This window comes from Pseudoduganella umbonata (assembly GCF_014192225.1).
In the GTDB taxonomy this organism is placed as follows: Bacteria; Pseudomonadota; Gammaproteobacteria; order Burkholderiales; family Burkholderiaceae_D; genus Rugamonas; species Rugamonas umbonata.
The window spans coordinates 475,218-488,848 of the sequence record NZ_JACHXS010000001.1 but is presented as its reverse complement, the minus strand read 5'-3'; the positions used below and the strand labels follow the sequence as shown (position 1 = coordinate 488,848).

Annotated in this window: 7 protein-coding genes; 1 reads left to right on the top strand and 6 read right to left on the bottom strand. The window is 68.5% G+C overall.

The genetic code is table 11. The features are described from left to right. Positions 1–52: 52 nt before the first annotated feature. Positions 53–2,725: a bifunctional diguanylate cyclase/phosphodiesterase gene (locus FHS02_RS01970; protein ID WP_137312560.1), complete on the bottom strand. Its 2,673-nt coding sequence runs from the start codon at positions 2,723–2,725 to the stop codon at positions 53–55. Positions 2,726–2,913: 188 nt separating this feature from the next. On the opposite strand from FHS02_RS01970, the gene FHS02_RS01965 reads away from it, so the two are divergent. Beyond that, positions 2,914–4,416 carry a CYTH and CHAD domain-containing protein gene (locus FHS02_RS01965; RefSeq protein ID WP_137312559.1) on the top strand — a complete coding sequence of 501 codons (1,503 nt, stop codon included), beginning with the start codon at positions 2,914–2,916 and terminating at the stop codon, positions 4,414–4,416. 16 nt (positions 4,417–4,432) lie between these two features. On the opposite strand, the gene FHS02_RS01960 is transcribed toward FHS02_RS01965, so the two are convergent. The 5 genes from FHS02_RS01960 to FHS02_RS01940 form a co-directional block, all read right to left on the bottom strand. After that, on the bottom strand, positions 4,433–6,256 hold the full coding sequence (locus FHS02_RS01960) for a glycoside hydrolase family 43 protein (RefSeq protein WP_217496897.1): 1,824 nt from the start codon (positions 6,254–6,256) through the stop codon (positions 4,433–4,435). 180 nt (positions 6,257–6,436) lie between these two features. Further along, positions 6,437–7,207: an MHFG family PEP-CTERM protein gene (locus FHS02_RS01955; RefSeq protein WP_137312557.1), complete on the bottom strand. Its 771-nt coding sequence runs from the start codon at positions 7,205–7,207 to the stop codon at positions 6,437–6,439. Between the two features lie 222 nt (positions 7,208–7,429). Further along, positions 7,430–8,737 (bottom strand): hemolysin family protein, encoded by a 1,308-nt coding sequence (locus FHS02_RS01950; protein ID WP_137312556.1) that lies wholly within the window; start codon positions 8,735–8,737, stop codon positions 7,430–7,432. 96 nt (positions 8,738–8,833) lie between these two features. Then, entirely contained in the window at positions 8,834–10,768 is a 1,935-nt protein-coding gene (locus FHS02_RS01945; protein ID WP_137312555.1) for a glycoside hydrolase family 2 protein, read from the bottom strand. Positions 10,769–10,789: 21 nt separating this feature from the next. Then, positions 10,790–13,525: an exo-rhamnogalacturonan lyase family protein gene (locus FHS02_RS01940; protein WP_137312554.1), complete on the bottom strand. Its 2,736-nt coding sequence runs from the start codon at positions 13,523–13,525 to the stop codon at positions 10,790–10,792. Positions 13,526–13,631 lie beyond the last annotated feature (106 nt).

Sequence of the window (13,631 nt, the reverse complement as noted above, 5' to 3'; positions counted from 1 at the left end):
AAGAAATTATGACGCGCCCATGACGAACATAATCAATTGCAACAAGTGTTTCCTATAAAGCAACCTCACCCACCGCTTCCAGGACGGACATCAGTTGTGGCCGGGACAGCAGCCCACCGGCCTGCCGGGCCGGCAGCGGCGCGGCGAACAGGTAGCCTTGCCCCTCGTCGCAGCCGAGGGCGATCAGTGCGGCCAGCTGGCCGGCCGTTTCCACGCCTTCGGCGACGATCTTCATGTTCAGCGCCTTCGCCATCGACACGATGGCCTGGAACAGCACGCGGCCTTCCGGCGACACCGTCAATTCCGACGTGAAGGCGCGGTCGATCTTCAGCACGTCCATGTTCAGCCGCTGCAGCTGCGCCAGCGACGAATAGCCGGTGCCGAAGTCGTCGACGTGCAGCCGCACGCCCAGTTCGCGCAGGGCCGCCAGTTCGCCATGCACGTCCACCCCTTCGGCAAACATGGCCGACTCGGTGATTTCCACTTCCAGCATCGCACCGGCCAGGTGGTGCCGCGCCAGGTGCATCGCCAGGTGCGCATGCACGCCGCCGTGGCCGAACTGGTGGGCCGACACGTTGATCGACACCGGCACCACGGCCAGCCCGGCGGCGCGCCACAGCGCCATCTGCTGGCAGGCTTCCTCGATGACGAACTGGCCGATCGCACAGATCAGTCCGCTTTCTTCGGCGATCGGGATGAATTTCGCCGGCGGCACCATGCCCAGCTCCGGGTGGCGCCAGCGCAGCAGCGCCTCCATGCTGCACAGCCGGCCGGTGGCCAGGTCGACGCGCGGCTGGTAGTACAGCTCGAACTGCCGTGCCGCCAGCGCGCCCTGCAGGCTGTGGCGCAGCTGGGCGCGGGCGGTGGCGGCGATATACAGTTCGGGGTCGAAGAAGCGGTAGCGGCCGCCGTGCTCGCGCTTGGCGGCGGCCAGCGCGATGTCGCCATGCTTGAGCAGCGTGGCGGCGTCCTCGCCGTCGCGCGGGTAGCAGCTGATGCCGATCGACGCGCTGATCGCATAGCGGGCGGTGCCCAGGTCGTAGGGGCGCGACAGCGCGGCCGCCACCCGCCCGCCGATCGTGGCCAGTTCCTCGTCCGAACCGCCGGGGGCGATCACCACCACGAACTCGTCGCCGCCGAGCCGGGCCACGATATCCTGCGGGCGCAGCAGGCCGCCCAGGCGCAGCGCGGCCTGCTTCAGCAGGTCGTCGCCGGCGCCGTGCCCGTGGGTTTCGTTGACGTGCTTGAAGCCGTCCAGGTCCACCAGCAGCAGCGCCAGCGTGCCGTCGCGCTGCGCCGCTTCCTCGATCGCGTGCGGCACGAAGCGGCTGACCCATGGCCGGCCCGGCAGGCCGGTCAGCGTGTCGTAGTTGGCCAGGTACAGCAGCTCGCTCTCGTAGGCCTTGCGTTCGCTGATGTCCTGCAGCGTGATCGCCAGGCCGTTGCCGACGCGGACGATGCGCCGCCGGCCCCAGGTGATCTGCATGCGCCGGCCGGCCGGCATCTGCCGCTCGTCCTCGTAGATGCCGGCCTGCATGGCGGCGTGGTAGGCCTCCAGCATCGGCCCGCCGTGCTCGCGCTCGAGGAAGGAAATACGCCGGCCGATCAGGTCGTCGCGGCCACCGCCATAGAACGAGGCGCCCCGCTCGTTGCAGTCGACCACCACGAAGTCGACCACCGCGCCGGTGGTATCGCGCACCGCCTGGGCCATGTAGAAGCCATCCTTGGCGTTCTCGGTCGCCGTCCGGTAGGCCAGGCGCACCTCCTCCTCGGCGGCGCGGCGGCGCTGGTGGCGCCGTGTCGCCGCCGCAAGCGCCAGCGACGCCAGCAGCATGCCGGCCGAGATCACGGCCCATGTCCGCCGCACCGCCGCGGCCCCTTCGCCGGAAGACGCCAGCGCATCGACGGTGGTCTTCGCGGCCACCGCGGTGACCGGGTAAACCGGCGACCGGTGCCACGCCAGCAGCCGCGGCGCGTCGTCGGTGAAATGCATGCCGGCCAGTTGCACCCCCCCTTCGCTGCCCGCCAGCGGCGGCGCCATGGCGAACAGCGTGCCGCGCCCCCCGCCGCCCTGCCGCTCCAGCCGCAGGCCGCCGTTGTCCGCCACCAGCGCGATCGCACCGTCCCGGCCCAGCACGCGTTCGTTGTAGAACGCGGTCAGGTAGTCGGCCGCGATCACCAGCGAGACGATGCCGGCGAACTCGTTGTCCGGCGACTCCAGGCGCAGCGTCATGCGTATCTGCCGCTGCCGCTCTGCCGTGTCGCCCGGCACCGCACCGATCCGCAGCGCACTGGAATTGTTCTGGCGGTGGTAGCGCAGCGCCGGGTCGCCCTGCGCCAGCACGGCTCGGCCACGGCGCGGGATCGACGACACGACCCGGCCGTCGGGATCGACAATCGCCACCTCGACGAAGGCGGCATCGATGAACATGCCTTCGCGGCGCAGCGCCGCCAGGTCGAGCTGGCCGGGCTGTTCCCACGCGTGCTTGAGCTGGACGGCAACCTGCTCCATCTGGCTGACCGAACGGGTCAGGTACTGTTCGTACGCTTCCGCATACGAGCGTATCTCCCGCATCGCATCGCGTTCGGCCAGCTGGCGGTCGTGCCGCAATTGTCCGTCCATGACCAGCCAGTAGACGGCGCAGGCCAGCACGGCCAGCAACGGCCAGAGTGCCGGCAGCCAGGAGCGCGCGGCGAAGCGCGCGGGGGAGCGTGGGAGGAGCATAGGTTGCTCATGGTAAATGCCAACTGTGACAGGACCATGACCGTGCGCGCCCGGCCCAGCCGTACGCCGCAAAAATGGTATAAATTGTATAGTACAAATCAACAGATACCGGTGGTCACCCCGGTGTCTATGTCCTATGAACCCTGCCGGCAGCGCGACGCGCGCCGGCATTTTCCCGCGGAGACAGCATGGAAACGGAACTGAAACTGAAAGTGGCCCAAGGGGACCTGGACCGGCTGCGCGAACACGCGCTGCTGGCCGACCTGGGCGGCGCCACGCCGGAAGAACACCAGCTGAAGGACACCTATTTCGACACGCCGCAACTGGACCTGTGGCACAACGGCCTGACGCTGCGCGTGCGCGCCGACGGCGACCAGTGGATCCAGACGGTCAAGACGGCGCACAGCGGCTCGGCCGGCCTGCACGAGCGCGGCGAATGGGAATCGCTGCTGGCGGGGCCGGAGCCGGATCCGGCCGCCGTGGCGCGCCAGGTCAAGCAGAAGCGCATCGCCGAACTGCTGCGTGCGCCGAACATCGTCAACGCGCTGCGCCCCGTGTTCAACAACACCACGCGGCGCACGCTGTGGAACCTGGTACTGCCGGGCGGCCAGAAGATCGAGTGCGTGCTCGATGCCGGCGACATCCACGTGGGCGGGCGCAACGCGCCGATCGGCGAACTGGAGCTGGAGCTGAAACGGGGCGACCCGACACCGCTGTTCGCGCTGGCGCTGACCCTGCACAACGATATCCCGCTGCAGATCGCCAACGACAGCAAGGCCGCGCGCGGCTACGCGCTGCTGGATGGCACGGCACCGCCGCCGGTGAAGGCACAGCCGGTACGCCTGACGCGCAAGATGCGCCTCGAGGAAGCGCTGCAGTGCATGGGCCTGAACTGCCTGCAGCAGCTGGAAGCGAACGTGCCCGGCGTGCTGGCCGGCAGCGTGGAAAGCCTGCACCAGATGCGCGTGGGCCTGCGCCGGCTGCGCGCGCTGCTCGACATGTTCGGCGACATCGCGCCGCTGCCCGAAGCGGTGCGCGACAGCCTCGAATGGCTGGCCGGCGAACTGGGCGGCGCGCGCGACTGGGACGTGCTGGCCGGCTCCACCCTGCCGCGTATCAAGGGGGCCGACCTGGGCGCCCTGCGTGCCACGGCCGAGCAGCGCGCACAGGAACTGCACCGCGCCTTGCTGCCCGCGCTGCGCCAGCCCCGCTATACGCAGCTGATCCTGCAACTGAACGGCTGGTTCCACGGGCGCCAGTGGCGCGCCGACGGCCTGCCGAAGGATTCGCCGCTGCGCCAGCGCGCGCACGAAGCGATGGCGCCGCTGCTCGAGAAGGCGCAGCGCCGCCTGCGCAAGCGCATCGATGCACTGGACGAGGAAGACGCGCCCGCCCGCCACCGCGTGCGCATCGCGGCCAAGAAGGCGCGCTATGCCGCCGAATTCTTCCATGACCTGCTGCCGGTCCGGGCGGCGAAACGCTATATCCATGTGCTGTCCGCGCTGCAGGACAAGCTGGGCCTGCTGAACGACCTGGCGGTGGCCGACACGCTGCTGGACGACCTGGCGGCACGCGGCCCGGCCGACGACATCCGCTATGCGCGCGGCTACGTGATCGCCACGTCCGAGGCGGAAAGCCACCACCTGCGCGAGGCGCTGGACGACATCGCGCGGCTCAAGCTGCTGAAATAAGCAATCAGCGATAACATCAGCGGCCGAAGCGGAAATAGTCGAACTCGGCGTAACCGGCACGCGTGGCCGTGTTCGACGGCGTGCCGCCCGGCGCCTGCGCGAACAGCCCCACCTGCGTGCCGACCCAGCGGCCCGGCTGCGTGGTGAACGGCGTGCCGAGCGGCTGGAAGTCGACGCCATCGAGGCTGTAGCTGAACGTGACCCGTGCGTGCGTCGAGCGCAGCATCGAATGCCAGTAAGGCGGCGGGGCCGGCGTCGCGTTCATGTCCGGCGCGGGTTCCGGTACCACCACCGGGCTGAACGCCATGCGCACGTGCACCGGTCCCTTCGCTTCGACGGGCGCGGCCAGCACCGTCTCGGAACTCTGCCGCACCTTGCCCTTGTTGACGGCCAGGTCCGCATCCAGGCGCGTGACCTGCACCAGGCGCAGGCCGGCCGCCGTGTTTTCCAGGCCGATCCACGCATAGTCGTAGCCATACACGACGAGGCCGGCCCGTTCGCCCGGCTGGCCGCCCGGCTTCAGTTCCAGCGCGGTCGTCACGGTGAACGTCATGCCCGGCAGCTTCTGCGTCAGCAGATTGCCCGCCTCCCACAGGTTCGCCGGCGACGACGCGGCTTTCAGCCGCAGCCGGCCCTTTACCGCCGGATCGACCCAGTCGGCCATCGGATTGGCCATCCATTGCCAGCCCAGGTGATACCCATCGTCGAATTCGTCGTCCGTCACCGGCACAGTCACCGGCACCGGCTGCGGCGCCGTCTTCGGTTTCCGGTGCCGCGCGACGGGGGCGCCATACGGCTTGCTGCCCTGCTGCGCGCCGATCACCGGCCAGCCGTCGGCACCCCAGCGCATCGGCTGCAGGTAGACGCGGCGGCCGTACGAATCGGCGTCCGAGAAGTGCACGAACCAGTCCTCGCCGGCCGGCGTATCGACCCACGCGCCCTGGTGCGGACCGTTGATCGGCGTATCGCCCTGGTCCATCACGTTGCGCCCCTCGTACGGCCCCTCGATATGCCTGGAACGGAACACGCCCTGCCAGCCGCCCTTGACGGAGCCGGACGGCACGAACACGTAATACCAGCCCTTGCGCTTGTACAGCTTTGGGCCCTCGGTGGTGAACCACGGCATCGGACCTTCCGATGTCGCCACCTTCGGCAAGGTATCGCCTTCGATGATGCGCTTCCCGGCGCCTCCGGTGCGCGTGCCGTCCGCGCTCATCTTCTTCAGCGTGATGACGTTCTTGAAGCCGGCGCGCGAGCCGGCGAAGCCGTGGACCAGCCAGGCCTGGCCGTCATCGTCCCAGAACGGCGCGGGATCGATCGCTCCCTTGGTGTCGTCGACCAGCACCGGCGCCGTCCACGGGCCCTTTGGATCGGTGGCGCTGACCATGAAGATGCCGAAGTCGGGGTCCGGATAATAGATGTGGAACCGCCCGCCGTGGTGGCGGATCGCCGGCGCCCACACGCCGCCGCCATGGCGCGGCACCGCGTGATGCGCATCGGGCACGTTGCGCGCCAGCGCGTAGCCGATCAGCGTCCAGTTCACCAGGTCCTTCGAGTGCAGCACCGGCAGGCCGGGCACGTTGGTGAAACTCGATGCGGTGAGATAAAAATCGTCGCCGACGCGCACCACGTCGGGGTCCGAGTAATCGCCGGCCAGGATCGGGTTGATGTAGGTGCCGTCGCCCTGGTCGGGGCGCCAGACGCCGGGCGGCATCGGTGCCGCGCTGGCGGCGGATCGGGCGGTGGAACGTGCGGCGGATTTTTCAGCGGCGGCGGCAGGGACCGCGGGGAGGATGAAGCTGGCGGCCAGCAGCGCGCTGGCGAGGGTCGTTAGGCGCAATGTCGTCTCGTCTGGTGGTTGAACATCCGGCGCGGGCGGCCGTGTCGGCGCCCATTCTGCCAATAATCGGATGTTAACCGCAACCATTTGCCGCGCAAGCCAGAAAGCAATCACGGGCGTGAGCAAAGGCGGCCTGTCACGCGAACGGATCGCGGGCCGCTGGGCGGCCCCGCGGACGATTCAGTTGCCTGCGCTGCGGCGCGCGCGGCGGCGGATGGCGGCAACCACCACCACCAGGCCGGCGCCCAGCATGCCGTAGGTGGCAGGCTCCGGCACCGGCGCCGCCGGCTGCGTCAGTCCGGAACCGGCGCCGGGATTGCGGCCTCCCAGGCCCGCCCCGTAGGCCGCCCTGGCGAACGGCGAAGCGAATGGTTCCGACAGCTGGATCATGTTGTCGGCGCTGCCCGCCACCATCTGCGCCATCGCATCGGCGCCCGCCACGTCGTCCGGCGACGCGGGCCGTATCCAGCCCGGCTGCCCGGCGCGCGGCAAGTCGACCGTGGCGGGACCGCCTGCGCCACCGCCGCGTGGGCCGCCGCCGGCACCCTCGCCGGCGACGCGCTGCACGCGGCTGATGTTGCCGCAGATTTGCGGCACGATCAGGCAATGATTGTCCACGCAATACACCTTGCCCGGCTCGCGCGCCGTCTCGGCCCACTGGTCGCGCGTGACGGCACCGCAAACGGTACGCTCGCCGAAATGCATGTCGGTGATCTGCGGGCTGTAGTCGTACTTGCCGGCGATCGTGTCGCGCATGATGGCCGCCGTATCGTCGGCCCGGCCGCTTTCGATCTTCGCGATCAGCTGCCTGCGAACGGGCTCGGGAATGTCGACATAGCGGGAAACCGCCGCGCCGACAGTGCCGCGATAGGGATTGCGGCCCGGATGGTTCCAGGAGCAGTTCGACAGCATGGCGGTAGCGACGACGGCCCCGGCAACCAGAGTGGACATATGGTCAGGAATCTTTAAGGATCAGTAACCTGAAGTATATCCCTCGGACAACTCTATTACAATCTGGCAATTGAATTCCCACAGGAATTATGCTGCGTCGACGCATCCCGTGTTGTATTTCGGTTCCAACAAGCAAAACCGGTGACAGACACCAGTTATTTCGCAACATCTATTGCAAATTAGCTGGTGTCTGTCACCGGTTTTAATTCGGTCTACAGCGGATCAGGTATCGGCGGGGGTCTGCTCGATCTCGCCGATGAACGAGGCGTGGACCTTGTCGATGCGCTTGTCGTCCATGCCGGCGACGACAAAGCGCCAGGTTTCCCATTCGACCGTGTCGCCGGCGCTCGGCAGGCGCCCCAGCAGCAGCATGATCATGCCGCTGATCGTGTGGTAATGGCCCTTTTCCTCCTCGGGCACGGAGCGCAGGCCCAGGCGGTCCTTCAGTTCGTGGACCGGGATCGTGCCGGCCAGCAGCCACGAACCGTCCGGATGCTGGACCGCCCACGCTTCCTCCACGTTGCGCGGCGTGAACTCTCCGGTCAGCGCCTCGAGCATGTCCTGCACGGTGACGATGCCTTCGATATCGCCGTACTCGTCGATCACGAACACCATCTGCATGCCGCTGGCACGGAACTGTTCCAGCAGGCCCATGCCGGTCAGCGTTTCCGGCACATAGGTGGCCGGCTGGGCGATCGCCGCGAAGTCGGGCATCTGCCCTTTCGCCATCACGGCCAGCGCCTGCTTGGCGGTGACGACGCCGAGCACGTTGGCCAGGCCGCCATCGCACACGGGGAAGCGGGAATGCTCGGAATCGAGCAGGCGTGCGACGTTTTCCTCGACCGGCAGGCGCATGTCGAGGAAAACGATGTCGGAACGGGGAATCATCAGCGAACCCAGCTTGCGGTCGTCGAGGCGGAACAGGTTGCGCACGATGTCGTGCTGCTGCTGCTCGATCGCGCCGCTTTCCGAGCCCTCTTCCAGCATGGCGTGGATCTCTTCCTTGTTGACGCTGCTCTGGGAAGTCTGGCGCACGCCCATCACGCGCAGGATCGCATGGGTGGAACCGGTCAGCAGCATCACGAACGGCCGCGTCACCACGGCCAGGCTCTGCATCGGCCGCGCCACCAGCCGCGCGACTACTTCCGGCGCGATCTGGCCGAGCCGCTTCGGCACCAGTTCGCCGATCACGATCGACACATAGGTGATGACGATGACGACGCCGCCGGTCGCCATGATTTCCGCCGTCTCCTGGCCGATGCCCAGGGAGACCAGCCACAGCGCCAGGGGTTTCGCCAGCACCGCCTCGCCGACGATACCGTTCAGGATGCCGATCGACGTGATGCCGATCTGGATGGTGGACAGGAACCGCGTCGGGTCCTCGCCCAGTTCCAGCGCGGCTGCCGCGGCGTGATCGCCGTCGGCGGCCAGCTTCATCAATTTTCCCCGGCGCGCGGTGACCAGCGCAATTTCCGACATCGCGAACACACCATTCAACACGATCAGGCCGATCAGTATCAGCGGCTCCACACCCTGCCCTTCATTCCATGGGAAAAGCGCATCGTAGCATGCCGAAAGGTAATGCCGCGCAGCAACGGGGCGCGGCCTCCAGGGCGAGCATGCGCGCTACGGCGCGGCCCCCGCCTTGCCCCGGTAATAGTCGGCCAGCACGCCGAACGCCTGCTTGCGCACGCCCGTCTCGGACACCAGGCCCTTGCGGTTCCAGCCGTTCTGGAACACCGGGTGCTCGCGCCGGGGCGACTGGAAGTCCTTCAGGATCCACGGCGACATGCCGCGCAGCGTGGGAATGCGGTCGGCCATCGCCAGCGTCTTGCGGTAGTACTCGGCCTGGTACTCCTCGGTGAATTTCTTCATGCCGTCACCGCCGTTGGGATCTTCCCTGTAGCCGGCCAGCGCGTCGGCGCCGAATTCGGACAGGATCAGCGGCCGGTCGGCCGGCACCTGCCACTTCAGCGACGGCAGCGCATCGAGCGTGTCGCCGCCGTACCAGCCGGCGTAGGTGTTCACGGCCAGCACGTCGAGCTTGTCGACCAGCGGGTCCTTGATGACGGTGACATCTTCCCCGTTTTCCTTGTGGCGGTCGACCAGCAGCGCGGCGCTGACCAGGCGCGTCGGGTCCAGCGCGCGCACGTTGTCGGCCATCGCGCCGTGGAAGGCGGTGCGGGCCGGCGACACCGGTGTCTCGTTCCCCACGCTCCACATCACGACGGCGGCGCGGTTGCGGTCGCGGTAGATGGTTTCCGCCTGCATCGCCAGCGCCTTGCGCAGCACGGCCGGGTTCTCCCAGTCGACCGTCCAGTACACCGGGATCTCGCTCCACACCAGCAGCCCCATTTCATCGGCGAGGCGCAGCGTGGTTTCCGAATGCGGATAGTGGGACAGGCGCACGTAGTTGCCGCCCAGCCCGTGCTTGATCTCGGTGAGCAGCGCGCGCGACGCCTGTTCCGTCATGTTGCGTGCCGGGTTCGGGCCGAATTCCTCCTCGTGCAGCGAAATCCCGCGCAGGAACAGCGGCTTGCCGTTCAACAGGATCTGGCTGCCCTGGACGGCGATGGTGCGGAAGCCCATGCGCTCGCGCACGGTGTCGCTCGCGGCGGAGAAGCGCACGTCGTACAGTGCCGGGCTGTCCGGCGACCAGCGCTGCAGCTTCGCCGGCGCCTTGATGTCGAAGACGGCGCGGCCGTTCGCGTCGGTCGTGGCGGTGGCGCTGGCCAGCGTGCCGATGGCAACGGTGACGCGCTGCCCGGCCGCCTTGTCCCCTTGCAGCCGCACCTCGCCGGCGATGCGTCCATCGGCTTTCAGGGCCAGCGTGGCGTCGTCGATGAACGTGGCCGGCGTGCGGATCAGCTTTACGGGCCGGGTGATGCCGCCATATAAATCCCAGTCGGTGATGAAAGTGGGGATCGATTGCGCATCGTGGGTGGAATCGACGCCCACCGTCAGCCGGTTGTCGCCGGCGCGCAGCACGCCCGTCACTTCCAGCACGAACGGGGTGAAGCCGCCTTCGTGCCGGCCGATCTCCTTGCCGTTCAGGTAAACGTAGGCCTTGTAGTTGACGGCCTCGAAGCGCAGGAACGCGCGCCCGCCATCGGCAGCCGGCACCTTGAACTTGCGCTGGAACCAGACCAGGCCATCGTAGTAGCGCATCGCCGGCGTGGCGGCGTTCCACGCGCCGGGGATCGCGATCTGCGGGCCGCGGTCCATGTCGAATTCGTAGAAGTCGGTGGTGGCGCGCGCTTCCTCGGCCGCCACGTCCAGGTCGCGGTAGCGCTGCATGCGCGACTTGGCCACCCAGCCGTTGATGTCGGTCAGCCCGGTGCGGTACAGGTCCTTGGAATAGGTCCACTGGCCGGACAGGTCCTGGCTGTCGCGCGAGCGGGCGCCCGTCAGCAGGAACTGGGGGCGCAGACTGGCCGGCCGAAAGTCGGCCGCGGCTTGCGCAGCGGGCTGCGCTGCCGTTGCCGATGCGGGTGCTGCGCCGGCAACGCCGGACACGGGCCAGGCCAGCACGGCCAGCAAGGCGATCACGAATGTCTTCATCGTCTGTCGATCTCGGGAAAGTTAGGGAATCAGCCCGGCGGCGCGGGCCGCTTCGTCCAGCGTGGCACCACCCAGCGCCATGTGCTGGATGGCGGCCAGGCCCCATTGCGCCGAGCCGTTGGTACTCGTGTTGGCCAGCTCGACGACCGGCCGCAGCACGGCGGAACCGCCCACGCGGCGCGTGCGGCTCCCCTCCGGCTTCAGCCAGTCCGACTGGAAGAACTCGCGCCAGGCGCGCAGCGCCAGTGCCCGGTCGCGTTCATGGTAGGCCGCATAGGCGGTCATCTTCGAATTCGTGTCGCTCATGCCGCGCCCGCCCGGGTCGCGCCCCAGCAGCGCCACGATGTCCTCCTTCGGCGCGTTGTAGGTGCGGCAGTATTGCAGCCATGCCTTCCTGTAGGCCGGTTCGTCGACGAGGGTCAGCAGCTCGGAATTCATCTCCACCACGCCGAACACGCCGTTCAGGTTCGAGAAGCTGGCGTTGTCGCCCGGGCCCTGGAACTTGCCGGTGCGATGGTCGTACGGCGCACCGGCGGCGAACCACTGCCGCTTCAACGCGGCGATGCTGCGCATGCCGCTGACGATCTTGTCGCGCCACTTGACGTCGCCGGTGCGCTCCCACTCGGCCAGCCAGGCCGCGATCAGCGAGCCCCACACGGTACCGAACGACGCGTTGACGAAGCCGTCCTGCGGCGCGCCTTCCTTCTTCGGCAGTTTGCGCGAGATGTCCACCTTGGCCAGACCGGCATCGGAATCGAGCAGTTCGCGCATCAGGTCGCCCACCCGTTCATCGGCGGTCAGGAAATAATAGATGCGCCGGTAGGCCGCGTTCGACACGCGCGGCTGCTTCGACGAGTCGGACCAGTGCTGCACGCCATGCCGCGTGCCGAAGCCCTTGAACCGGCCCAGGTGGTACACGTCGACCTCGCCCGTGTGGCGCGTCATCGCCTCGGCATAGCGGAAGATGTCGGCGCGGCCAGTGCGCAGGTAGCTGTACCACAGCCACAGGTCGGTCGACAGTTCCGAGTTGTCCCACGCATAGCCGCCGATGTCGTAGCGCCACATGTGGCGGTCGGCGTCGTACGTGTGCATCACGTCGCCGTACGACCAGAAGCCGTACCAGCGATGCTGTTCCGTCTCGCGCAGGTACTGGTCCAGCTGCAGCGCGAGCCGGTCCTCGATCAGCTTGCGCGCCGGCGTGCCGGCATCGGCCGGGTCCCAGTCGCCGAACACGCCGCACTGGTGGATGCGTTCCGGCGACAGGACCAGCCGCGCCGGATTGGCGACCTGCTCCGCCATCGCCGCCAGCGTGTCGTGCGATGGCGTGGCGCCCGTCACCCACAGCTGCAGTTCCGACGTGCGCGCCACGCCGGTGGCCGCATCCCAGCCCGCCTCGTAGTCCTCGTAGGTGATGTTCAGGCCGGCGATCTGCTTGTCGTGCGTGTCCATGCCATCCTCGCCCCGGTAGGAACGCATGTCCATTGCCGGCGCGGACGGCGACCATAGCCAGGCCGTCACGTCGGCCATCGGCGTCGCGGCATTGCGCACGTCCAGCTGCACCGGCGCGCGCTGCCAGAAATCCTTCAGGCCCAGCACCACGCCGCCCGCCGCGCCGCCGGCATACACCAGCCCTTTCGAACGCGTGCCGGCATTCGCATCGATCCAGGCGCGCCCCGCTTTCGTACGCTTCTTCAGCGTGAAACCGTCCGGCGCCAGTTGCGCCAGCGAGAAATCGCCCCACTCGGGAATCCACGGCAGGCCGTCCTGCACCGGCTTTGCCATGCCGGCCAGCGGCGGCAGCGCCCGGCCGGCCACCTGGGCATCCTTGTAGGCCTGGCCGGGATCGCGCCGCAGGCCGGTCACGGGCCGCACCGCCTCGCCCCAGACGCCAGCGCCTTCGCCGGAGAACCGGACATGCCGGTCGTGGGTCGCATCGGTCATCGGCACCTGCGCCGTCACGCCCAGCCCGCGGATGAAATCGCGTTCCGGCGTGCCGTCGTAGATGAACGAATGGACGACGCGCACGCTGTCCGAGCCCGCGTAGAAATACAGGCGCACCGAGAAGGGCAGCCAGTCGCGCCCGCCGCCGGTGTGCATGCCATCCAGTTTCAGCACCGCGCGCACCGGGCCGGTCTGTTCGACGGTCACCTTCGCGAGCTTGCTGGTGAACGGCTGCCGCGCCACGCTGCCTTCCGCCTCGGGCTCCGGCCCGTCCTGGCGCAGCGCCACCAGCTTCAGGTTGCGCAACGAGACCCGTCCCGCGCGCACGGCGCTGGCGACCAGGTGCTCGCCTGCGGCCGGGACCGTCCACACGATGTCGCCCGCCGTGACCACCACCTGGTCCGCTGCCTGCCGGACCGCCACGCTGCCGCCGGCCGATGCGCCGGCCTTCAGCTCCCAACCCTCGGCAGGCGCGGCACCGGCAATGGCATGGGCAGTCCACTTCAGCGAGCCATCCGGCCAGTACGCCAGCGGCCAGGATTGCATCGCCGGCCCGTTGCCGCCCAAAGTAAAGTCCAGCCGCTTGCTGGCCGGCAGCCGCAGCGTGCCGCGCGGCCAGGGCACGCCCAGCGTGGCGCCGTCGAAGCGGGCCGGCGCCTGGCCATCGAGCCAGCGCAGCGCCGTGCCCGACACCGGCTTTGCCTTCGCACCGGTGTTGGCGGTAATGGCGGCGGACAGACCCGGCAATGTGGACAGCACGGATGCGGCCGCGGCCGATTGCAGGAAGCGCCTGCGCGAGGTGGGACAGGTGGACATGGGTCTCCGCTGTGCGCGGCTGCCGGTGGATGCTGCCCTCCCCGGAACGCCGAGCTAATATATTAGTGTGCGGAGATGGTAAGGTTCCGCTCAGCCGGTGTCCATC